This window comes from Neisseria sp. HMSC078C12, from assembly GCF_001838065.1.
Lineage (GTDB): Bacteria > Pseudomonadota > Gammaproteobacteria > Burkholderiales > Neisseriaceae > Neisseria.
The window spans coordinates 14,930-38,227 of the sequence record NZ_KV835616.1; the positions used below are offsets into that span (position 1 = coordinate 14,930).

Below are 23,298 nucleotides of genomic sequence, written 5' to 3' on the forward strand. Positions count from 1 at the left end.
AAAATAACACACTGTTTACATTAAGTAATTTTTAGATTTGCATTGATTCGACATAAATTGATTAAGCAAACAAAAAAGGCAAACCTGAAACAGGTTTGCCTTTTTGATTCAAAAGAATTAATGAACGTCTTTCCAGAATTCTTTTTTCAGGAAGTACGCCAACGGCAACATTACGGCAAACAGGAATGTCAAAACCATGTAACCGATACGGTGGCGTTGCAATTGAGCAGGTTCGCCCATGTATACCAGGTAGTTTACCAAATCGCGCACATAAGCATCGTACTCTTTTTGGATTACTTTACCGTTAGGCAGACGACGGCTATGCAGACCGGTAGATTCCCAATACAGTTTAGGAGTCAGGTTGCCGTGCTCGTCTTTAATCATAACGGGCTGACCTTTGGCATCCAACTCAACGGCTTGAACACCTTGTTGCTCCCACAATGGGTGAGGCATACTCGCGCCGGCCAAAACGGTATTGTTCCAACCGGTCGGACGAGTTGGGTCTTTATAGAAGCCGCGCATATAAGCGTACAGGTAGTCTGCACCTTTAGAACGGGCGATCAGGGTCAAATCCGGTGGAGGCGCACCCAACCATTTGGAAGCATCTTTCGGATCCATTGCCGCTACCATGACATCGCCAACATTGTCTGTTGTAAACATCAGGTTTTTCTTGATTTCATCTTCAGTCAAACCGATGTCTTTCAGACGGTTGAAGCGCATACCGCTTGCAGAGTGGCAAGACAAACAATAGTTTGTAAAGATTTGCGCACCGTGCTGCAGGCTGACTTGGTCACGCAGGTCGATGTCGACTTTTTCATAGTTTGCATGGCCGCCGCTGGCGACGGCTGCACTCATAGGCACTGCCAGCAATAAGGCAGCAAACCAGTTTTTCAGAGTTTGTTTCATTTTCGCTGCCCTCATCAGATATTGGTTGCAAACAAGTAAGCACCAACAACGGTAATACCAACATAAACAAAGAACATAATTTTTTGTTTAGTAGTGCTCATGGTTACGCGTTCAGGAACTGGTTTGTTAGTATCCAGTTTGGTATAGAACGGCATACCCAGGAAGAATGCAAAGTAGACAAAAGACAGGATACGTGCAACCAAAGTACGAGTATCAGTTGCTACCATTGCACCCAAAATACCCAAACCGATGAAGGCAATGATGAACAGAACCAACGCAGTTTTGAAGATTGGGCCGCGATAGCGGACAGATTTAACCTCGCCTTTATCCAACCAAGGCAGCAAGGCAATCAGGACAACTGCTGCACCCATACCGATTACGCCCCATACCTGAGTACCGGCAAAGGAAGGAATCGCACGCAGAATTGCATAGAACGGAGTGAAGTACCATACCGGCGCAATGTGCGGAGGTGTTTTCAGCGCATTCGCTGCATCGAAGTTTGGCGCTTCGAGGAAGTAGCCGCCGCCTTCAGGTGCAAAGAACAACACAGAACAGAAGACAATCAGGAATACAACGACGCCCAAGATGTCTTTAACGGTGTAGTAAGGATGGAATGGGATACCATCGCGTGGGATACCGTTTTCGTCTTTGTTTTTCTTGATTTCAACACCGTCAGGGTTGTTAGAACCCACTTCGTGCAGGGCGATGATGTGAGCCACAACCAAGCCGAGCAACACCAGCGGTACGGCGATAACGTGCAGGGCGAAGAAGCGGTTCAGAGTAACGTCGGAAACGTTGAAGTCACCGCGGATCCAAGTGGACAAATCAGGACCGATAACAGGGATGGCGGAGAACAGGTTAATAATTACCTGCGCACCCCAGAAGGACATTTGACCCCAAGGCAACAGGTAACCCATAAAGGCTTCTGCCATCAATGCCAAGAAAATCAGGGAACCGAAAATCCACACCAATTCGCGGGGTTTTTTGTACGAACCGTAAATCAGACCACGGAACATGTGCAGATAAACGACGATGAAGAAGAAAGATGCGCCGGTGGAGTGCATATAGCGGATAATCCAACCGCCGGACACGTCGCGCATGATGTACTCTACTGCGGTAAAGGCAGCAGGCAGATGGTAGGCGTTAAGGTTGCCGTCCGGTTTGTAGTTCATGGTCAGGAAAATACCGCTGACGATTTGAATAACAAGGACAAGCAGGGCCAAAGAGCCGAAGTAATACCAGAAGTTGAAGTTCTTCGGCGCATAGTATTGAGCCAAATGCTCATTCCACATTTTAGACAGAGGGAAGCGAGCGTCCATCCAGCCTAACAATGCTTTTGCTTTGCTATTGGTTTGGTTTGCCATAATTATCGTTCCTTATTTTTAGTCTTCGCCCACCAAAACAGTTGTATCGCTCAGATATTTGTAAGGCGGTACAACCAAGTTGGTCGGTGCAGGAACACCTTTGTATACGCGGCCTGCCATGTCAAATTTCGAACCGTGGCACGGGCAGAAGAAGCCGCCTTTCCAGTCTGCGCCCAAATCCGCAGGGGCAACGTCGGGACGGTAAGTCGGAGAGCAACCCAAGTGGGTACAGATACCGATAGCGACGAGGAGGTTCGGCTTGATCGAACGGTGCTCGTTTTTAGCATATTCCGGTTGCTGATCCACTTCGGAATTAGGATCCGTAACTGAGCCATCCAAACTTTTCAAGTCTTTGAGCTGTTGATCTGTGCGGTTGACCAGCCAAATCGGTTTACCCTGCCATTCGGCAGTCAGCATCTGGCCTGCTTCGATTTTGCTGACATCTACTTCGACAGCAGCACCGGCAGCCTTAGCTTTCTCCGATGGGAAGAAGCTGGCCACGAAGGGCGTAGCTACGCCCAGAGCCGCCACACCGCCCGCACCGCAAGTAGCCAGTGTCAGGAAACGGCGGCGGCCGTTGTTGATTTCTTGATTATCCATTATTCAGTCGTCCTAAATTTTTGGGAATACCGAGCCATTAAACAGCGTAATTCTACCTAGTTTGTTGTAATACTCAAAGCATTATTTAAAATAAGGTAAAGTTTTTATGATATTGCTCAATACTCAGGCAGGGTTGTTTTCATCAAAGTGAACCACTTCGATACCGAATTTTTCTGCCACGGCATCGCCTAAGGCGCGGACGCCGTAACGTTCTGTCGCATGGTGTCCGGCGCTGATAAATGCCACACCCGTTTCGTTGGCAAGATGATATTGCGCTTCGGAAATCTCACCGGTCAGATACGCATCGACACCTTCGTCTGCGGCCGTCTGAAAAAATCCCTGCGCACCACCACTGCACCAGGCAATGCGTTTGATTTCGCGTTCAAGATCGCCGATAACGGTCGGCTTGCGGTCAAATACCGCCTCAATGCGTTCAGACAACTGCGCCAATGTTTGCGTGGTTTTCAGACGGCCTGTATTCAACAGGTTTTGCTCGCCGAATTGTTTTTCGAGTACCCAATCGAGTTTCTCGGCCAACTGCGCGTTATTACCCAATTGCGGGTGTGCGTCCAGCGGCAGGTGGTAGCCCGCCATATTGATTTGGTGTTGCAGCAAGGTTTCAATGCGTGCTTTTTTCCAACCGGTAATCGTGACAGGCTCGCTTTTCCAAAACATACCGTGGTGGACCAAAAGCAGATCCACCCCCTGCCCTGCGGCAAAATCGATTGCCGCTTTGCTGGCGGTAACCGAAGTGGCGACTTTGGCAATTTCTTCTTTGCCTTCGACCTGCAAGCCGTTGGGCGCATAGTCCTTAAACAGCCCGACCTGCAAAGTCTCATCGCACCAAGCCAGAATTTCACGGCGTAAAGCCATATTCCGCTCCTTATATCTATCTTCAAAAACAGCTTCGCATTCTAACCGCAAAATCTGTTTATGCCTCAAATTCTTACATTCCGATTTCAGCAATCATTCCCAACATTAATCATTTGCACATCATCATGAATTATTTTAATATACGCCACCTTACCCACAGGCCGTCTGAAAACACATGGACTCTATTATCGAATTGCGTCATCTCAAAACCTTGCTGGCTTTAGAAGAAACCGGCAGCGTTTCCCTTGCCGCCAAACGGGTTTTCCTGACCCAATCCGCCCTGTCGCACCAAATCCGTGCCTTGGAAAATTATTACGAAACGCCGTTGTTTGAACGCAAATCCACACCATTGCGCTTCACTCCGGCCGGTATGCGCCTGTTGCAACTGGCGCGCGAGCTGTTGCCGCAGGTTGCCGCCGCCGAACGTGATCTGGTGCGGATTATTGAAGGAGAAGCCGGCGAACTCAGACTTGCCGTCGAATGCCACACCTGCTTTGACTGGCTGATGCCTGCCATGGGCGAGTTCCGCCCCTTATGGCCGCAAGTTGAATTGGACATCGTTTCCGGTTTCCAAGCCGATCCGGTCGGGCTGCTGCTGCAACACCGCGCCGATCTTGCCATCGTTTCCGAAGCCGAGCCGCTCAACGGCATCAGCTACCGCCCTCTGTTTGCCTATGAAATGGTCGGCATCTGCGCAGAAGACCACCCGCTTGCCGACAAAGATGTTTGGGAAGCCGAAGATTTTATCGACGAAACCCTGATTACTTATCCCGTTCCTGACGAAATGCTGGATTTGCCCAAAAAAGTGCTGCTGCCCAAAGGCATTAATCCGCCGCGCCGCCACAGCGAGCTGACCATTGCCATTATTCAATTGGTTGCCAGCAAACGCGGCATCGCCGCCCTGCCCTACTGGACGGTTATGCCGTATTTGGAAAAAGGCTACGTCGTTCATCGAAAAATCACTTCAGACGGCCTGCAAAGCAAACTTTATGCCGCCATTCGTACGGAAGACGCCAACAAAGGCTATCTGGACAACTTCTGCCAAATCACGCATGACCGCTGTTTTGCCGACTTGCCGGGTTTGAGCGAATTGGAAATGTAAACTTGAAACAATCAAAAGGCCGTCTGAACAATTTTCAGACGGCCTTTTTTAATCTATAAAAAAATTTCACTGCTTCTATTCAGATTCATCCGAACCTAAACACGCCGACAAATCGATTTCAGACGGCCATGTTTTATCGGGAGCAACCCGAATATCGAAATGCTCGCCACGATAGTCGAAAACCAAACGCCAAGCGTGCAGAAATAGATGTTCCGCCTCATCGCCGCCATACAACGTATCGCCCAAAATCGGACTGCCTATGCTTTTCATGGCCACGCGCAGCTGATGGGTCTTGCCGGTAAACGGTTGCAACACAAACAGGCGAAAACCAGGCTTCAGGCTTTGGCTGCTGAAACGGGTAACGGCAAAATTATCCTCATCACGCGTCAGCTTCCATGTACCGCGCCGCGAACGCGCCATACCGCCTTTCACCCAGCCCTGCTTTTTCGCCGGCTTGTGCGTACCGAGTGCCAAATAAGTTTTACGCATGGTTTTCTCGGCAAACTGCGCCGATAAAGCCGCCGCGCTGTCGCAGTTGAGCGCAAGCAGCAACAGGCCGCTGGTGGCTTTGTCCAAACGGTGAACCAGCCACACGCGCTCAACGCCGAGCTGCTGCGCCAGCGATGCGGTCAGGCAAACCTCCCCTTCCGATTCGCTGTGCACCGATACGCCGCAAGGCTTATTGATGACCACAAAGTCTTTGTGTTCAAAAACAAGGTCCCACATTTCAGACGGCCTTCAACATGATACCGTCGCCAAGCAGGGTCAAAATACCCAGCAAGCAGAACAAGATACATGCGGCAATGCGCACTGCTTTGGCCGGAATTTTGCGCATCAGCATTTCGCCCAAATACACGGCAGGCACAGAAGCAATCATCAAACCGGCAATACTGCCGACCACGACGAGCAGGATAGATTGGTATTTGGCCGCCAAAAGAACCGTTGCAATTTGCGTTTTGTCGCCGATTTCCGCTAAGAAAAACAGGACGACCGTCGCCGTAAATGCGCCATATTTCAGCCACTTGCTGTCAGGGTCTTCATCTTTATCCGGCAACAGCAGCCATAATCCGACCGCAATAAAGCTGCCGCCGACCACCCATTTCATGACTTCGGGCGAAATAGCGGATGCCAGCCAGACACCGAGTGCGGCTGAAACGAGATGGTTCAACAGGGTTGCAATAAAGATACCGGCAACAATCGCGTTTTTGTGGGCAAAACGTGCTGCCAAAAAGAGCGCGAGCAATTGCGTTTTATCGCCGATTTCGGCAATGGCAACGCCCAGCGTCGAAGAGAAAAAAGCTTCCATGATTTAAGATACTCAACCGAAAAGCGGGCAAACAAAAAGCGCTGTGCATACCGCCCGCAAGGGTATGGACAACGCTTACGTCTTGCCTGTCTTCCGATAAAGCAGAGAAGATACCGCTGCCACGGCCGCACAAGCCGATTATGTTGACAACGGTTTCGGCATTGCGCCGAATGGCTACTCCCGTAAGAGTGAAGCGCGCATTGTAAGGCAAACCATTGTTTAAAGCAACAAAAAGAAAAACAAAAGGCCGTCTGAAACCTCATTCAATCAGGTTTCAGACGGCCCTTTTCACAACAATTAATTATCGGAGAACAAATCGCCTACTTTTTCGCCTACTTTTTCCCAAAACGATTTTTTGCGCGGGGTTTGGCTGAGATTGAGACCGGAGGAGATTTTTTCAAATTCTTCCAACAACTCTTTCTGACGGTCGGTCAGGTTAACCGGTGTTTCAACCAAAATGTGGCAGTACAAATCGCCGGTCGAGCTGGAACGCAGAGACTTGATGCCTTTGCCTTTCACCCGCATACGGCGGCCGGTTTGCGTTTCTTTCGGAATGTGCAGTTTGACTTTGCCGTCCAAAGTCGGCACTTCGACTTCGCCGCCCAATGCAGCAATGGCAAAGCTGATCGGCAGTTCGCAATGCAGGTCCAAGCCGTTGCGCTCGAAGATTTTGTGCTGTCTCACGCGGACATTGACGTACAAATCGCCTGCCGGCGCGCCGTGTTGACCCGGCTCGCCCTCGCCGCTCAAGCGGATACGTTGACCGTCGTCAATACCGGCCGGAATATTGACTTCAACCGTTTTGCTGGTCTTGGTACGGCCTTCGCCACGGCATTTGACGCAAGGATCTTTGATTTCTTTGCCTGTACCGCGACAAGTCGGACAAGTCTGCTGCATTTGGAAAATGGCTTGGCGGACGTGTACCGTACCTGAGCCGTGACAGGTCGAACAAGTCGATGCGGATGTGCCCGGTTTGGCACCTGAGCCGTGACAAACATCACATTCTTCGTAAGTCGGAATGTTGATGCGTTTTTTCACGCCTTTGGCGGCTTCTTCAAGCGAAATCTCTATGCCGACCTTCAAGTCTGCGCCGCTGTAATCCGGCTGACGGCCGCCTGCGCTGCCGCCACCGCCGAACATTTGGCTGAAAATATCGGAAAAATCGAAGCCTTGCGCACCACCGAACCCGCCAAAACCGCCGAATCCGCCCGCGCCGCCGCCCATGCCCTGCTCAAACGCGGCATGGCCGTATTGGTCGTACATGGCGCGTTTTTCCTTGTCTGACAAGGTATCGTAAGCTTTTTGGACTTCTTTAAATTTTTCTTCCGCTTCTTTGTTGTCAGGGTTGCGGTCGGGATGGTATTTCATTGCCAGCTTGCGGTAGGCTTTTTTGATTTCATCGTCGCTAGCGCTGCGGGCAACACCAAGTGTTTCGTAAAAATCTTTATTGCTCATAATTTTGATAGTGTTAAGAATGAATTCAAACTGGGTGGGATATGTGGGCGAGTATCAAAAACTCAAGTCAGTATTTTCAAGGCCGTCTGAAATTGTGCTTTTCCGACATTCAAACATTCAGACGGCCTTTGTCAAACCGACAGGCCCGACAACCTGCTATAATCCCATCTTTATTTTTTCCAACGTTTTCAAGCGAAAAACAGAATGACCATGCAAGAACATTACCAACCCGCCGCCATCGAGCCTGCGGCGCAGAAAAAATGGGACGACGAGCGTATTTTTAACGTCTCCGAAGACGCCTCCAAACCCAAATACTACTGCCTCTCCATGTTCCCCTACCCCAGCGGCAAGCTGCATATGGGGCATGTGCGCAACTACACCATCGGCGACGTATTGAGCCGCTTCAAACGCTTAAACGGCTTCAACGTCATGCAGCCTATGGGGTGGGACGCGTTCGGCATGCCGGCGGAAAATGCGGCGATGAAAAACAACGTCGCCCCCGCCGCTTGGACGTACGACAACATCGAATACATGAAAACCCAGCTCAAAAGCCTGGGTTTTGCGATTGACTGGGAGCGCGAAGTCGCCACCTGCAAACCCGAATACTACCGCTGGGAACAATGGCTGTTTACCAAGCTGTTTGAAAAAGGCATCGTCTATCGCAAAAACGGCACGGTAAACTGGGACCCGGTCGACCAAACCGTCCTTGCCAACGAGCAAGTCATCGACGGGCGCGGCTGGCGTTCGGGCGCGTTGATCGAAAAACGCGAAATCCCGATGTATTACTTCAAAATCACGGATTACGCCGAAGAGCTGCTCAACGATTTGGACAAGCTGGAACACTGGCCGGAACAAGTCAAAACCATGCAGCGCAACTGGATCGGCAAATCTCGCGGTATGACCGTGCGCTTCGCCGTTTCAGACGACAGCAAACAAGGCTTGGAAGGCAATTACGCGAAATTCCTGCAAGTTTATACCACCCGTCCCGACACGCTGATGGGTGCGACTTATGTTGCCGTTGCCGCCGAGCATCCGCTGGCAACCGCCGCAGCCGCCGACAAACCCGAATTGCAGGCATTTATCGCCGAATGCAAAGCCGGTTCGGTTGCCGAAGCCGATATGGCGACGATGGAGAAAAAAGGCGTGCCGACCGGCCGCTACGTCGTCAACCCGCTCAACGGCGACAAGCTGGAAGTGTGGATTGCCAACTATGTATTGTGGGGCTACGGCGACGGCGCAGTGATGGCGGTTCCGGCGCACGACGAACGCGATTTCGAGTTTGCCACCAAATACAATCTGCCGAAAAAACAAGTCATTGCCGTCGGCGACAACGCATTCGACGCAAACCAATGGCAAGAATGGTACGGCGACAAAGAAAACGGCGTATTGATCAACAGCGGCGACTTGGACGGTATGAATTTTCAGACGGCCTTCGACGCCATCGCCGCCAAGCTGCAAAGCCAAGACGCAGGCGAACCGAAAACCCAATACCGCCTGCGCGACTGGGGTATTTCGCGCCAACGCTACTGGGGCTGCCCGATTCCCATCGTCCATTGCGAAAAATGCGGCGACGTCCCCGTCCCCGCAGATCAACTGCCGGTCGTTTTGCCTGAAAACGTCGTACCCGACGGCATGGGTTCGCCTTTGGCAAAAATGCCCGAGTTTTACGAAACCACCTGCCCATGCTGCGGTGGCGCGGCGAAACGCGAAACCGACACCATGGACACCTTCATGGAATCGAGCTGGTATTTCTTCCGCTACATGTCGCCCAAGTTCGCAGAAGGCATGGTATCGGCAGAAGCCGCGAAATACTGGGGATCGGTCGACCAATACATCGGCGGTATCGAACACGCGATTTTGCACCTCTTGTACGCGCGCTTCTTTACCAAACTGATGCGCGACGAAGGCTTGGTCAATGTTGACGAACCGTTTGAACGCCTGCTCACGCAAGGCATGGTCGTCTGCGAAACCTACTACCGCGAAAACGACAAAGGCGGCAAAGACTGGATCAACCCCGCCGATGTCGAGCTGACTTTCGACGACAAAGGCCGCCCCGTTTCCGCCGTCCTCAAAGCCGACGGACTGCCCGTCGTCATCAGCGGCACGGAAAAAATGTCCAAGTCCAAAAACAACGGCGTCGATCCGCAAGAACTGATTAATGCCTACGGCGCGGACACCGCCCGCCTGTTTATGATGTTCGCCGCACCGCCCGAACAGTCCCTCGAATGGAGCGACAGCGGCGTCGAAGGCGCACACCGCTTCCTGCGTCGTCTGTGGCGCACCGTTTACGAATACCTGAAGCAAGGCGAAGCAGTCAAAGCGTTTGCAGGCAACCAAGACGGTTTGTCTAAAGAACTCAAAGACTTGCGCCACAAACTGCATTCCACCATCGCCAAAGTCAGCGACGACTACGGCCGCCGCCAGCAGTTCAACACCGCCATCGCCGCCGTAATGGAACTGCTCAACCAATACGACAAAACCGACACCAACGGCGAACAAGGCCGAGCCGTCGCCCAAGAAGTATTGGAAGCCGTCGTACGCCTGCTGTGGCCGATTGTGCCGCACATCTGCGAAACCCTGTGGAGCGAATTGAACGGCGCGAAACTGTGGGAAGCAGGCTGGCCGACAGTCGATGAAGCCGCCTTGGTTAAATCCGAAATCGAAGTGATGGTTCAAGTCAACGGCAAACTGCGCGGCAAAATCACCGTCGCCGCCGACGCATCCAAAGCCGACCTCGAAGCCTCCGCCCTTACCAACGAAGGCGCGGTAAAATTCATGGAAGGCAAGCCTGCGAAGAAAATCATCGTCGTTCCCGGACGTTTGGTAAATATTGTCGTCTAAACCACTTTTAAGGTTTAGCCATACGGATAAAGGCCGTCTGAAACTTGGAAACAGGTTTTCAGACGGCCTTTTATTTTTAAAACCGTTATTTCCTTTAAACGTAAGGTTTACCATTAAATCAAAGTTATAAAGATATTTTTTGAACCATCGTATTCAAATGAAAACCTTAGCTTTGATAAAAACTAAGGTTTAGCCGAATAAAGAAAGGCCGTCTGAAACCCTATATTCAGGTTTCAGACGGCCTTTTTATCTCCCCGATTTTATTCGCCGTAATAGGCTTTGGTCAGGATTTCCTCCATGTCGGCGACTAATGCCAGACGCGGGTTGGCCGGGGTGCATTGGTCTTCAAAAGACATCATGGCCAGCTCTTTTCTGCCGTCGAGGAAGGTTTTCTCATCGATGCCCTGTTCTTTAAACGACATTTTGATGCCGACGTTGACCGCCAGTTCGTGGCAGGCGCGGGCAAAGGATTCTACGCCTTCTGCCGGTGTGCTGCATGGCAGGCCTAAGGTACGGGCGATTTCCTGATATTTCAGGTCGGCTTTGTAGTAGTTGTACTTCGGCCAAGTGGCGGTTTTCTGCGGGCGCGTGCCGTTGTAGCGGATGACGTGCGGCAGCAGGATGGCGTTGGCACGGCCGTGCGGAACGTGATATTTGCCGCCGATTTTGTGTGCCATCGAGTGGTTGATGCCCAAGAACGCATTGGCAAACGCCATGCCTGCGATGGTGGAGGCGTTGTGCATATGCTCGCGCGCTTCTGGATCGGCCGCACCGTGTTTGTAGGAGCGTTCGAGGTATTGGAACACGAGCTTGATGGCTTGCAGGGCGAGGCCGTCTGTAAAGTCGTTTGCTAGTACGGAAACGTATGCTTCGACGGCGTGGGTCAATACGTCCAAACCGGTATCGGCGGTTACGCTTGCCGGTACGGTCATGGTAAACGCAGGATCGACAATCGAAATGGTCGGGGTCAGCGAATAGTCGGCAATCGGATATTTTTTGTCGCCGTCGCTGATGACGGTAAACGGCGTAACTTCGGAGCCTGTGCCCGATGTGGTGGGGATGCCGATAAATTTGGCTTTGCGGCCCAATTCAGGGAAGCGGAAGGCGCGTTTACGGATGTCCATGAATTTTTGCACCAAGTCTTCAAAGTCAACTTGTGGCTGCTCGTAGAAGAGCCACATGGCTTTTGCCGCGTCCATCGGCGAGCCGCCGCCCAACGCGATGATGGTGTCGGGCTGGAAGCTGCGCATCAAATCCGTGCCTTTATAGACGGTTTGGACGCTCGGATCGGCTTCGACATCGGTAAACAGCTGGATGGTCACTTTGTTTTTGCGTTGGTGGAGCTGGTAGGTGATTTTATCGACAAAGCCCAGATCAACCATCGAACGGTCGGTCACAATCATGACTTTTTCACAGTCTTTCATGTCTTGCAGATATTGGATGGAATCGCGTTCAAAATAGATTTTGGCGGGCACTTTGAACCATTGCATGTTGTTTCTCCGACGGCCTACTTTTTTGATGTTTAACAGATTGACTGCGCTGACGTTGCCGCCGACGGCGTTTTTACCGTAAGAGCCGCAACCGAGGGTCAGAGAAGGCAGGAAGGCGTTGTACACGTCGCCGATGCCGCCGAAGGTGGAAGGCGAATTCCAAATCACGCGCAGGGCTTTGACGCGGGAGCCGAACGTTTTGACCAATTCTTCGTCGGCAGTATGGATGGCGGCGGAGTGTCCCAAGCCGTCAAAGGCAACCATTTCTTCGGCGAACTTCAAGCCTTGTTCGGTCGAATCCGCCTTAATCATGGCCAAAACAGGCGAAAGTTTTTCGCGGGTCAGCGGCTCGTTCGGGCCGACTTCGCGGCATTCGGCGATGATGATGTTGGTTTTTTCAGGCACTTTAAACCCGGCCTGTTCGGCAATCCATGTCGCCGGTTTGCCCACTACCGCAGAATTGAGTTTCGCGCCGCCGCAGCTGGCGCAATTCGCCGTTACGCCGAAGATAAACTCTTCGAGCATGGCTTTTTCTTTTTTGTTGGCAAAGTACACGCCGTAGGATTTGAACTCTTCGGCCAACTCTTTGTAAATCTCTTTATCGGCAATCACCGCTTGCTCGCTGGCACACACCATGCCGTTGTCGAAAGATTTCGACATCACAATATCGTGCGCCACCTGTTTGATGTCCGCCGTTTTTTCAACATAAGCAGGTACGTTGCCCGCCCCGACGCCGAGCGCAGGTTTGCCGCAAGAATACGCGGCTTCCACCATCGCATTGCCGCCGGTCGCCAAAATCGTTGCCACGCCCGGATGCTTCATCAGCGCGGAAGTGCCTTCCATAGACGGCTTTTCAATCCACTGGATACAGTTTTCCGGCGCACCGGCCGCAATCGCCGCATCGCGCACAATACGCGCGGCATGGGCGGAACACTGCTGGGCGGACGGGTGGAACGAGAAAATAATCGGATTGCGGGTTTTCAGCGCAATCAGGGATTTGAAAATGGTGGTGGAAGTCGGATTGGTCGTCGGCACAATACCGCAAACCACGCCGACCGGATCGGCAATTTCAGTAATACCGGTTACATCGTTTTCGCTGATGACACCCACGGTTTTCAAATCACGCAGGCGGCGCACAACGTTTTCGCAGGCAAACAGGTTTTTCGTCGCCTTATCCTCAAACACGCCGCGTCCCGTTTCTTCTACCGCGTGCATGGCGAGTACACCATGTTTGTCCAGCGCGGCAATGGAGGCTTTGGCAACAATAAAGTCAATCTGCTCCTGATCGAGCTTAAGAAACTCGTCCAATGCCCGTAAACCCTTGTCAACCAGGCTGTTTACCTCGGCTACGGCTGGGCTGACGACGTTGTCGGCTGATGCGTTCATGGTGTATCTCCTTAATAAAAGGTGGCAATAAGGTCAATAAATTTTCACTACGATAACTATAGGTAATTTAGTTACATTCTGCTTTGACCTACATCACAAACCATGATTGAACTTTTCAGACGGCCATTTTATCGTTTATTCATTTTAATTCTTTGACGTATAATATTTTTATCTACACAAAAACAAAAACGGTTATTCTTCGTCGCTTTCCTCGGTAATTAAGATAAAAACAGAAAATCGATGTATTAAAATTACGAGCGTAAATGAAAAAGGCCGTCTGAAAATCTTTTTCAGACGGCCTTTTTTGCTTTGCCGTTTATTGGCTAATATCTTCCAGCGTACGGCCTTTGGTTTCTTCACCCAATACCAAGATTACCGCCACAATCAGCAGCATAACCAGCGCAAACATCATAAAGATATTGCCGAAGCCGCCACTATTGCCCACCATCGCCGCCACTACCATGGGGGCGAGTATACCGCCGACGCGCCCGATGGCGCCTGCCCAGCCGGATGCGAAGGCACGGAAGCGCAAGGGGTAGAGTTCAGGGGTGTAGGTGTACAAAACGCCCCATGCGCCCAAGTTGAAGAAGGACATCAGGCTGCCCCAGATCATGACTTCGGCCGCAGTTGTGCTTTGCCCGAAAAACCATGCGCACGCGGCGCACGCGGCCAGAAAGCCTGCCAGCGTTGCTTTGCGGCCGATTTTTTCCACCAAGGCCGCAGCAGCTATATAGCCGGGCAGTTGCGCAACAATCATCACCAGCACATATTCAAAGGTTTTGACCACGGTATTGCCCTGCTCGACCAGCAATTTGGGCAACCAAGTAAAAATGCCGTAATACGAAAACACGATGCCGAACCAAACCAGCCACAGCATCAGCGTGCGCCGTGCAAACGGATGTTGCCAAAGTTGGAAGAAGCGGATGCGTTCGCGCGGGGCGGCCGGGGCGGCAACGGCTTGTGTCGGCGGCGTGATGCCCGACTGAATTTCCAGCGCGGATACCAAACGGTGCGCTTCGTCGGTTTTGCCGCGGGAAAGCAGGTAAGGCACGGATTCGGGAACGAATTTCAACACCAACGGCACATAAAACAGGGGCAAGGCGCCGAATAAAAACGCGCTGTGCCAGCCGGTTTGCGGAATAAAGAAATAAGACACCAGCGCGGCCGAGAGCCAGCCCAAGCCCCAAAAGCTTTCCAGCAATACAATAAAACGGCCGCGTACTTTCGGCGGCGCATATTCGCTGACCAGCGACACTGCGACGGGCAGTTGGCCGCCCAAGCCGACGCCGACAAAAAAGCGGCACACCAGCAAAACCGTCAAATCAGGCGCGAGCGCGCACAAACCTGTGGCAATGCTGTACACCACCATCGTGCCGGCAAAAACGGTTTTCCGTCCGAACCTGTCCGCCAGCCAGCCGCTGAATACCGCACCCAGAGCCATGCCGACAAAGGCAATGCTGACAATCCAACCCAACTGCGCCGGAGCCAGCGCCCAATCTTTGCCCAAAGCCGGCAATACAAACGACACCAAGCCTGTATCCATGGCATCAAACAGCCAGCCGATACCGACCAAAACCAGAAGTTTGTAATGAAAGCGGGAGGGCGGCAGATTGTGCAGCCGCGTCAGAATATCCATCACTTCTTTCCTTTGTTTGTGTATGATTGAATTAGGTTTTAGCAATAAATGCTTTAATTTCAGTGACAAACCTGAAACCGAAACATTGTGTCGATTTTAACATTGGTACCCTATGCAAAGAATAGGAAGCGCGTGTTTTTTGGATATTTTTATCGCCAAAACCACACGCCATATTAAAACGCTGAATAAGGGTTCACAGCAGGCCGTCTGAAAGTTGATGGTTTGGTTTTCAGACGGCCTGCCGTTTTTTGCAAAGGCTTCCTGCTTGGGTTATGATGTTTATTTGTAATATGTAAACAGACGATTGCCTGTTTTTACATAACAGGCCGTCTGAAACAACGGAGAACGATATGAATGCGGTTGTAATTGCGGTCATCATCATGCTGGCGCTGTCTTTATCGCGCGTGCATGTGGTGCTCAGCTTGGCTGTCGGCGCGTTTGTCGGCGGCTTAGTGGCCGGTATGCCTTTAGAGAATGTGACCAACGCGGCCGGCGATGTGGTGCAGCAAGGGATTATTCCTGTTTTTAACGAAGGCCTGAAAGGCGGGGCGCAAATCGCGCTGTCTTATGCCATGCTCGGCGCGTTTGCCATGGCCATCACGCATTCCGGCCTGCCGCAACAGCTCGCCGGCGTGATTATCCGTAAGCTCAACGGCGGCGAAGGCAATGCGAAAGGCGAAGGCGCGGTCAAATGGATGCTGCTGGCGATTATTTTGTGCATGGGCGTGATGAGCCAAAACGTTGTGCCGATTCATATTGCGTTTATCCCGATGATTATTTCGCCGCTGCTGTTGGTGTTCAACCGCTTGAAACTCGACCGCCGCCTGGTGGCCTGCGTAATTACGTTTGGCTTGGTAACGACTTATATGTTCCTACCTTACGGTTTCGGCGCCATCTTCTTGAACGACATCATGTTGGGCAATATCCGCTCGGCAGGCATGGACACCGGTGGCATAAATGTGATGCACGCAATGGCGATTCCGGCTTTGGGCATGGTGTCCGGCTTACTGCTGGCCTTTTTGCACTACCGCAAGCCGCGCATTTATCAAAACAACGCCGCCGATACGGAAGACAATCGTGAAGCGGTGCAGCAGCAAGAGCCGTCAACCTATCGCAGCTTGGTGGCGGCCGTGGCAATTGCCGTGTGTTTTGCCATTCAGCTTTTGTATGAAAACTCGTTGGTATTGGGTGCGATGTTGGGCTTTGCCGTGTTTATGATGTTGGGCGTGATGAACCGTTCCGCCGCCAGCGATGTGTTCGGCGAAGGCATCAAAATGATGGCGATGGTCGGCTTTATTATGATTGCGGCACAAGGTTTCGCCGCCGTCATGAACGCGACCGGCGACATCCAGCCTTTGGTCGAGCGCAGCATGGCTTTGTTCGGAAGCAATAAAGGCATGGCCGCCTTTACCATGCTGTTTGTCGGCCTTCTGGTAACCATGGGCATCGGCTCGTCTTTCTCCACCTTGCCGATTATTACCGCGATTTATGTGCCTTTGTGCATCAGCTTGGGCTTCTCCCCAATGGCTACCGTGGCCATCGTCGGCACGGCAGGCGCGCTGGGCGATGCCGGCTCCCCTGCTTCCGACTCAACACTCGGCCCGACCATGGGTTTGAATGCCGACGGTCAGCACGACCACATCCACGATTCGGTTATCCCAACCTTTATCCACTACAATATCCCGCTGATGGTTGCAGGCTGGATTGCCGCGATGGTGCTGTAATATGAGCGATATTCAGGAATTGGAACACCGCGTCACCGAACTGGAAATTCAGACGGCCTTGCAGGAAGATTTAATCGGCAGCCTGAACGATACCATCGCCAAGATGCAACAGGCTTTGGATTTGCAGCAAGGCCAGTTGCGGCTGCTGTATCAACGGATGCAGGACAAAGGCGCAAACGGCGAACGCGAACCGTACAGCCTGCGCGACGAGATTCCGCCGCATTATTGATCAACTGAAAAAGGGCGTGTTTGATACATGCCCTTTTCTTTCATAGCAAAGGCCGTCTGAAAGTCAGTCAAGCTTTCAGACGGCCTTTTAAACGATCCAACCTTACAAACAAACCAATTCGTTGGCCATTTGCTGCTCGACGGTTTCACGTTGGCGGATAAGTTTGTATCCGCTGCCGTCAACCAATACTTCCGCCGCACGATTACGCGTGTTGTAGTTGCTCGCCATGCTTGAACCATACGCACCGGCGCTGCGGATAAGCAGTAAATCCCCTTCTTCGCAGGCGATGGTGCGGTCTTTGCCGAGGAAGTCGCCGGTTTCGCAAATCGGGCCGACGATATTGGCCGTCAGAGGCTCAATGTTTTTGGTTTCAACCGCTTCAATGTGATGATAGGCGTCATAAAGTGCCGGACGCATCAAATCGTTCATCGCCGCATCGACCATCACAAAGTTTTTCTCTTCGCCATGTTTGACGAACTCGACACGCGTCAACAACGCACCGGCATTGCCGACCAAGCTGCGGCCTGGCTCGAGGACCAGTTTCAAACGGCGTGTACCGATCAGTTTTTGAACGGCTTGGGCATACGCACCCAAATCAGGCACATTTTCGTCTTGGTAAACAATACCGACACCGCCGCCTAAGTCCAAGTGTTCCAACACAATGCCTTCGTCTGCCAGTTGGTCGACCAAGGCCAAAATACGTTCGCAGGCTTCGATGAGCGGGCTGAGGTCGGTCAGTTGCGAGCCGATGTGGCAGTCGATACCGACGATTTTCAAATGGCTTTGTCGGGAGGCATGACGATAGGCCTCAAGCGCATCGGCATAGGCAATACCGAATTTGTTGGCTTTCAAACCGGTGGAGATATAAGGGTGGGTTTTGGCATCGACATCAGGATTGACGCGCAGGGAAACCGGAGCGACTTTACCCAAACGCGCGGCAACTTTCTGAATACGGTCGATTTCAGGAATGCTTTCCATGTTGAAGCATTTCACGCCTGCATTCAGCGCAAATTCAATTTCTGCCTCACTCTTGCCCACACCGGAAAAAATCGTTTTCGCCGCATCACCGCCGGCCGCCAAAACACGCGCCAACTCGCCGCCGGACACAATGTCAAAACCGCTCCCCAAAGAAGCAAAGTGTTTGATGATGCTCAGGTTGCCATTGGCTTTAACTGCATAGCAGACAAGCGGGGTCAAAGCGGCAAACGCGGTTTGGTAGTTTTCAAACGCCTCGGTCAGCGCAGATTTGCTGTACACATAAAGCGGCGTGCCGAATTCCTCGGCAAGGTGGGAATAAGGGATTTGTTCGCAGGATAAGGTCATGTTTGTGAAGTCTTTTTTAATCGTTGGTTTGAGTGGTCGGCTCTTTGGCCGTATCGAATTTCAAGCCGGTCTGAATCACGCCGAAGCGCGCTTTGTCGCCTTCTTTGGGCAGGTAGAGGTCGCCTTTGTAGCCGCAGGCAGAGAGCAGCAGAGCCGTTACCGCTGCAAAAAATACGCCGTATTTCATCAGTAAAACTTTCTTCATCATTACGAATGTGGCAAGATTCGGTATCTTAAACAAAAACCACACAAAAAGCCATGATGACCGAAAGCGAATTCATCCGCCTGAGCGAAGAATTGTTTGAACACATTGAAGACCAAATCGATGAAAACGGCTGGGATTTCGACTGCCAGTTTGCCGGAAACGTCCTGACCATCGAAGCCGAAGACGGCACGCAAATCATCGTCAACCGCCACACGCCCAACCAAGAATTGTGGATTGCCGCCAAAAGCGGCGGCTACCATTTCGCCGAGCAAAACGGCAAATGGCTGGCAACACGCGACGGACGGGATTTCTACGATGTTTTGAACGAAGCACTGAGTGCGGCTTCGGGCGAAGCAGTCAATATTGCCGAATTGTGATTGAATCTTTAAATCTCACCCGCTAAAAAATCTATTTACCTCAAAGGATACCCAAATGCCCCTACTAGACAGTTTCAAAGTCGACCACACCCGTATGCACGCCCCTGCCGTGCGTGTGGCGAAAACCATGACCACGCCCAAAGGCGACACCATTACCGTATTTGACCTGCGTTTCTGCATTCCCAACAAAGAAATCCTGCCTGAAAAAGGCATTCACACGCTGGAGCATTTGTTCGCCGGCTTTATGCGCGACCACTTAAACGGCAACGGCGTCGAAATCATCGACATTTCCCCGATGGGCTGCCGCACCGGTTTCTACATGAGCCTCATCGGCACGCCCGACGAGCAAAAAGTAGCCGACGCATGGCTCGCTTCAATGCAGGATGTTTTGACCGTTCAAGACCAAAGCAAAATCCCCGAGTTGAACGAATACCAATGCGGCACCTACTTGATGCACTCGCTTGCCGAAGCGCACGAAATCGCCCAAAACGTTTTGGCACGCAAAGTCGCCGTCAATAAAAACGAAGAGCTGACATTGGACGAAAGCCTGTTGAACGCTTAATACTCGATGAAAACAAAGGCCGTCTGAAACTTTAGAGAAAGAAAATTTCAGACGGCCTAAGACCTTTTATTTCGATTTTCAACCTTTCAGCCGCAGTTTTACACCGCCTAAAAATAAGTTGGCGGTTGCTGACAATGTACATAGTATAATTACACTTTGAAAAAACAACCTGATTCTATTGCCTTTATGAAACCGTTTTTCTGCAAAACCGCTATTGCCCTCAGCCTGGCCTTCCCTGCCGCCGCCAACGCTGCCGAGTATGTCTGCAATGTTGAAGGCATTACCGTTTATGCTTCATACCAGATCAATGACGCCTGTCGCATAGTTGAAACAAACAATGTAACAGAAACCAGCGTCGTTGCGATTCCGGGCGACACTCCGGTTTTAAAAACGGTACAAACAACAGAATTTAAAGCATCTGCCGCAGACTACGTTCATGCTTCTCAAGCAACGCCCGCGGTACAAACCCCAGTCGTTGTTTCTCAAAATGAATACGGTATTCCGGCACCTATTTCCATTCCGATGGCACAAACTCGACAAGCTGTGCCTGCGAATAAAACCATTGCAGACAGCGTAATCGTTTCCAACAATACGCCTGTTTTGGAAACACCAGCCGTTGCAAAACCTGAAAACTATGTTGTCGATACTGCTGCACATAACACAACTCCTGTCGTACAAACGCAGACGAATGCCGTTCAAGCGGACAGCACTATTGTTCCTCCAGTGCTCGCTGCGCAAACCCAGCCTACTGTTGCAACCGACAAAGCCATTGCAGACGGCGTAATCGTTCCCAACAATACGCCTACTCTGGAAGCGCCTCCCACAATAAAAGCTGAAGACTATATTGCCGATACTACTGTCCGCAATACAACTCCTGTCGCCCCTGTCCAACCTACTGCTTCTACCGAAAAAACTGTTTCAGACGGCCTCGCCATTCTTAATGAAACAACAGTTGCCCAACCTATCGTACCTGCAATTCAAATCCCACAAGAGATTGTTCAAAATCCTACTGTTCAGCCGCAAATTTCAGCTAGCCAAAATAGCCATGCGGTAACAACTCAAGATGAAGCGCTCGATAAAACACCAGCCAAAGCTGAGACTAAGCGCAAAGGCAAAACTTATGCCAAAACATCTTCTCGACGCAAAGCCAAGTTCAGCCGCAGCAAAGCCGACAAGACTGACGTTGTTCATTCATCTGAAGAACAAGCTGCCAAACCAATTACCACAGCTTCATCCGAACCAAGCACACCGGCAACCGCTACCCCGGCAGAGCATGGTAAAACCACAGCCCCTACACCTTTCCCTAAAGCATACAAACCGGCAGCCGACATTTTGCTGGATAAAGGAAATAACGACAGCGATATTAAAATTCTGCCGAACGTACCGATTACCAGCGTAACCAACACAGCCGAAGCCGCCAATCCGCGTCTGAATATTATCTTGCGCAACCGTCCGGGCAAATCACGCGCTTCTGCATACAGCAAATACAAAGCCCCTGTGATCCGCACTGCCCCTGTGATCCGCACTGCCCCTGTGGTTACGCCGGCATCTAAGCCAAGTCCTAAGGAAACCCGCAAACAAATATTGCAGACCGAAGTACGCAACGAACAGGCCGCTATTACCCGCCTTCAAACCCAGCTGAATGCGGCCAAACAAAAAGGCGACCAAATTAAAATCCAACAACTGACCCGTACCATCAATGCCCGTAAAGCGAATATCCGTGCGATTCAAGGAGAGATGTCCCGTTGATTGGTTGTAATGAAAAAAGGCCGTCTGAAAGTTTTTCAGACGGCCTTTTTAATGGCGTAAACCTGTTTATCTCAACAGACAAACCCTTTCGTTAAAATCATTTCTCCCATCACAAAGTACACTTCTTCACATCCCTACCCTCGCACGCCATCACTTTTTCTATCCAATCGGCGATATCTTGCCAATAATATTGCGGCTTTTCAGACGGCCTCTCAGGCTGCATTCCTTCATCATTCAACACAACGGGAACACCCTGTTCTACACCGACTTCAAGCAGAATCCAGACGCTGCCTTCATGGGTATCGGCATGTGCTGCTTGATGTTCATATGCCCAGCCAACCGCAGCTTGACCGCCATTTTGCAAAGACTGCATCGCCAGCAACAATGGATGAAAGCAAGTATCCATATTATTGTCGGCAGCAACGACCAAAGTTGCACCATGCGTGCCTAACGCTTGCGCGGCATGAAAAACGGGGGAGTTGTGCAGGTTGGCAATAAAGTCAAACGGCATCGCGGCGTGATGGTTTAGCACATTGTCTGCCATTTTTTCAAACACGGATGGCGAAGAAAACGACGTACCGAGAAAAACAGCGCAATCAGAACGGATTTCGCTTTGTTCCTTTAGCTGCCCTGCACCAAGCGCGGCAATCAAACTCAAGCGGCTGAGGCGGCGGGTGTCTATACCGCTTTGCTGCTTTAAGGTTTGTTTGAGGATTTTGCCGCCGGTGTTGGCGTCCGTATCAAAACGCACGGCGGCGGTAATGCGGATATGAGGATTTACAGTTGCCATTGCCATACCAAAGATGTGTTGCTGCCGCCAAAGCCAAACTGATTGGCCAAACAGTAAAAGCCGCCTTTGGGTGAAGCCGCGCACTCGGAAAAACGAATTTCCCGCCCCTGATAATCACTGCTTTTGCCTTGTTTTAAAGCGGATAAAAGCAGGGTTGTTTCAAGGGCTGCCGTTGCGCCAAGCGTGTGTCCGATTTGCGGTTTGAACGCCATCAGAGGCGGCAGCGTACCGAATATATTTTCCAGCGCGGCCAATTCTGCGGCATCGCTGTCAGCCGTGCCGATGCCGTGTGTTTTAACGGCTGCAATGCTTTCAGGAGCGATGCCTGCAACATCCAAAGCGCGTCGCATCACTTGCTCCTGCGCTTGGCCATCGCTTTGAATCAGGTCATTACCCGTATTGGCGGCGTGTCCGATAAGTTTCAGACGGCCTGAAGAAGATTCGGGCGCGACGGAAGATAAGGCAAGTGCGGCAACACCTTCGCCTAAAATCAAACCGTTTCCGCCAAAAGGCTGATACTGTTCGGTCAGCAAACCCAAGCTGTGAAAATGCAGCAAAGTCAGCCGGTTGAGGTTTTCAATACCAAGTACAAAGGCGCGCTCCATCCCACCGCACAAGCAATTATCTGCCTGAATCAGCGCATGGGCGGATGAAGTGCAGGCAGTAGCGAAACTGAAAATCTGTCGATTGCCGCTGCGACGGCGCAAATCTTCGGCAAGATAAAGCAGACTGTGTTCTTCTGCCGCCCTATTGCCCGCAAGATAGTCATTTTCATATTCGGAGATGGAATAGGAACTGGAACCGATAAACACCGGCGCATCATGCCAACTTTCAGACGGCCAGCCTGCCTGTTCGGCGGCTCGGCGCAAATGTTGTTCGGCAATATCCGCAAGTTCCTTCCGCCCCAAGTGATTGCCGGCAAATGCACGGAAATAAGTAGCCTGCTGCGGCTGGTTTAAAAACGTATAAGACACCGCATCAGGCCGTCTGAAATCCATTTGCGGATTCAAGGCAGACGTGGCCGCCGTACCGCAAACCCAACTCATGCGCCATGCTCCGCACGGATAAACGCCGCCAAATCGCGTACGCACATCATATGTTTGCGCACCATACGGTCGCCCTGAAGGCGCACTTGGAAATACTGTTGCAAGGCAACGCTGATTTGCAGCGCATCAAGCGAATCCAAACCGACCGGACTGTCATCGCCAAACAAAAGCGCATCGTCGGTGAAATCATCCATATCCACATCGTCGGCCTTATCGGCCTCTTGCACGATTAGCTTTTTCAATTCCGCTTCCAGCTCGTGCTCGGCCAGCGTAAAGGTGTAAGACATTTTCAAACTCCCATTTTTATCTCATGACGCAACAGCTTGCTTGAGCG

21 protein-coding genes are annotated in these 23,298 nt (G+C 51.4%); 7 read left to right on the forward strand and 14 right to left on the reverse strand.

Going from position 1 to position 23,298, the window contains the following annotated elements; all coding sequences use genetic code 11:
• Positions 1–117: 117 nt before the first annotated feature.
• The 4 genes from HMPREF2596_RS09120 to HMPREF2596_RS09135 all read right to left on the reverse strand — a co-directional run bounded on the left by HMPREF2596_RS09120 (position 118) and on the right by HMPREF2596_RS09135 (position 3,743).
• Positions 118–906: a cytochrome c1 gene (locus tag HMPREF2596_RS09120; RefSeq protein ID WP_003748257.1), complete on the reverse strand. Its 789-nt coding sequence runs from the start codon at positions 904–906 to the stop codon at positions 118–120.
• Between the two features lie 14 nt (positions 907–920).
• Entirely contained in the window at positions 921–2,270 is a 1,350-nt protein-coding gene (locus HMPREF2596_RS09125) for a cytochrome b (RefSeq protein WP_003681866.1), read from the reverse strand.
• A gap of 18 nt (positions 2,271–2,288) precedes the next feature.
• On the reverse strand, positions 2,289–2,870 hold the full coding sequence (gene petA / locus HMPREF2596_RS09130) for a ubiquinol-cytochrome c reductase iron-sulfur subunit (protein ID WP_003748255.1): 582 nt from the start codon (positions 2,868–2,870) through the stop codon (positions 2,289–2,291).
• Between the two features lie 123 nt (positions 2,871–2,993).
• Positions 2,994–3,743 (reverse strand): Nif3-like dinuclear metal center hexameric protein, encoded by a 750-nt coding sequence (locus tag HMPREF2596_RS09135; RefSeq protein ID WP_070850838.1) that lies wholly within the window; start codon positions 3,741–3,743, stop codon positions 2,994–2,996.
• Between the two features lie 175 nt (positions 3,744–3,918).
• Between HMPREF2596_RS09135 and HMPREF2596_RS09140 the strand changes: the two genes are divergently transcribed.
• Positions 3,919–4,845, forward strand: a complete 927-nt coding sequence (locus HMPREF2596_RS09140) for a LysR family transcriptional regulator (protein WP_003748251.1) — start codon at positions 3,919–3,921, stop codon at positions 4,843–4,845.
• Between the two features lie 75 nt (positions 4,846–4,920).
• Here the strand turns inward: HMPREF2596_RS09140 and HMPREF2596_RS09145 are convergent, their stop codons facing one another.
• The 3 genes from HMPREF2596_RS09145 to dnaJ form a co-directional block, all read right to left on the reverse strand.
• The gene (locus HMPREF2596_RS09145) at positions 4,921–5,571 is read right to left on the reverse strand and encodes a TIGR01621 family pseudouridine synthase (protein WP_070850839.1); all 651 of its coding nucleotides are present in this window, start codon (positions 5,569–5,571) and stop codon (positions 4,921–4,923) included.
• Between the two features lies 1 nt (position 5,572).
• Entirely contained in the window at positions 5,573–6,151 is a 579-nt protein-coding gene (locus HMPREF2596_RS09150) for a TMEM165/GDT1 family protein (RefSeq protein WP_070850840.1), read from the reverse strand.
• Positions 6,152–6,448: 297 nt separating this feature from the next.
• Positions 6,449–7,606, reverse strand: coding sequence for a molecular chaperone DnaJ (dnaJ, locus tag HMPREF2596_RS09155; protein WP_070850841.1), 1,158 nt, complete (start codon positions 7,604–7,606; stop codon positions 6,449–6,451).
• A 210-nt stretch (positions 7,607–7,816) separates the two neighbouring features.
• Here dnaJ and leuS point away from each other — a divergent pair, with 210 nt between their 5' ends.
• Positions 7,817–10,447 (forward strand): leucine--tRNA ligase, encoded by a 2,631-nt coding sequence (gene leuS / locus HMPREF2596_RS09160; protein ID WP_070850842.1) that lies wholly within the window; start codon positions 7,817–7,819, stop codon positions 10,445–10,447.
• A gap of 260 nt (positions 10,448–10,707) precedes the next feature.
• Here the strand turns inward: leuS and adhE are convergent, their stop codons facing one another.
• The gene (gene adhE, locus HMPREF2596_RS09165; protein WP_070850843.1) at positions 10,708–13,323 is read right to left on the reverse strand and encodes a bifunctional acetaldehyde-CoA/alcohol dehydrogenase; all 2,616 of its coding nucleotides are present in this window, start codon (positions 13,321–13,323) and stop codon (positions 10,708–10,710) included.
• A 316-nt stretch (positions 13,324–13,639) separates the two neighbouring features.
• The gene (locus HMPREF2596_RS09170; protein ID WP_070850844.1) at positions 13,640–14,959 is read right to left on the reverse strand and encodes an MFS transporter; all 1,320 of its coding nucleotides are present in this window, start codon (positions 14,957–14,959) and stop codon (positions 13,640–13,642) included.
• A 350-nt stretch (positions 14,960–15,309) separates the two neighbouring features.
• Here HMPREF2596_RS09170 and HMPREF2596_RS09175 point away from each other — a divergent pair, with 350 nt between their 5' ends.
• Both HMPREF2596_RS09175 and HMPREF2596_RS09180 read left to right on the forward strand, forming a co-directional pair.
• Positions 15,310–16,683, forward strand: a complete 1,374-nt coding sequence (locus HMPREF2596_RS09175; RefSeq protein ID WP_070850845.1) for a Na+/H+ antiporter family protein — start codon at positions 15,310–15,312, stop codon at positions 16,681–16,683.
• Between the two features lies 1 nt (position 16,684).
• Positions 16,685–16,912 carry a SlyX family protein gene (locus HMPREF2596_RS09180; protein WP_004518924.1) on the forward strand — a complete coding sequence of 76 codons (228 nt, stop codon included), beginning with the start codon at positions 16,685–16,687 and terminating at the stop codon, positions 16,910–16,912.
• 102 nt (positions 16,913–17,014) lie between these two features.
• Here the strand turns inward: HMPREF2596_RS09180 and lysA are convergent, their stop codons facing one another.
• Positions 17,015–18,235 carry a diaminopimelate decarboxylase gene (gene lysA / locus HMPREF2596_RS09185; RefSeq protein ID WP_070850846.1) on the reverse strand — a complete coding sequence of 407 codons (1,221 nt, stop codon included), beginning with the start codon at positions 18,233–18,235 and terminating at the stop codon, positions 17,015–17,017.
• A 16-nt stretch (positions 18,236–18,251) separates the two neighbouring features.
• Positions 18,252–18,422, reverse strand: coding sequence for an LPS translocon maturation chaperone LptM (locus tag HMPREF2596_RS09190; RefSeq protein ID WP_036493473.1), 171 nt, complete (start codon positions 18,420–18,422; stop codon positions 18,252–18,254).
• 71 nt (positions 18,423–18,493) lie between these two features.
• On the opposite strand from HMPREF2596_RS09190, the gene cyaY reads away from it, so the two are divergent.
• From cyaY to HMPREF2596_RS09205, 3 genes are all read left to right on the forward strand, one after another.
• Positions 18,494–18,817 (forward strand): iron donor protein CyaY, encoded by a 324-nt coding sequence (gene cyaY / locus HMPREF2596_RS09195; RefSeq protein ID WP_049323082.1) that lies wholly within the window; start codon positions 18,494–18,496, stop codon positions 18,815–18,817.
• Positions 18,818–18,872: 55 nt separating this feature from the next.
• A complete protein-coding gene (luxS, locus tag HMPREF2596_RS09200) occupies positions 18,873–19,379 on the forward strand; it encodes an S-ribosylhomocysteine lyase (RefSeq protein WP_004518928.1) in 507 nt (168 codons plus the stop codon).
• Between the two features lie 186 nt (positions 19,380–19,565).
• Positions 19,566–21,128 carry a hypothetical protein gene (locus HMPREF2596_RS09205; protein WP_070850847.1) on the forward strand — a complete coding sequence of 521 codons (1,563 nt, stop codon included), beginning with the start codon at positions 19,566–19,568 and terminating at the stop codon, positions 21,126–21,128.
• Positions 21,129–21,237: 109 nt separating this feature from the next.
• Here HMPREF2596_RS09205 and HMPREF2596_RS09210 read toward each other — a convergent pair whose 3' ends face one another.
• The 3 genes from HMPREF2596_RS09210 to HMPREF2596_RS09220 are packed head-to-tail and all read right to left on the reverse strand — an operon-like array spanning position 21,238 to position 23,251.
• A complete protein-coding gene (locus HMPREF2596_RS09210) occupies positions 21,238–21,924 on the reverse strand; it encodes a hypothetical protein (RefSeq protein WP_070850848.1) in 687 nt (228 codons plus the stop codon).
• Positions 21,906–22,964, reverse strand: coding sequence for a beta-ketoacyl synthase N-terminal-like domain-containing protein (locus HMPREF2596_RS09215; RefSeq protein ID WP_070850849.1), 1,059 nt, complete (start codon positions 22,962–22,964; stop codon positions 21,906–21,908). The genes HMPREF2596_RS09210 and HMPREF2596_RS09215 overlap by 19 nt, the downstream gene beginning before the upstream one ends.
• Positions 22,961–23,251 carry an acyl carrier protein gene (locus tag HMPREF2596_RS09220; protein WP_003748215.1) on the reverse strand — a complete coding sequence of 97 codons (291 nt, stop codon included), beginning with the start codon at positions 23,249–23,251 and terminating at the stop codon, positions 22,961–22,963. The genes HMPREF2596_RS09215 and HMPREF2596_RS09220 overlap by 4 nt, the downstream gene beginning before the upstream one ends.
• Positions 23,252–23,298: the final 47 nt, after the last annotated feature.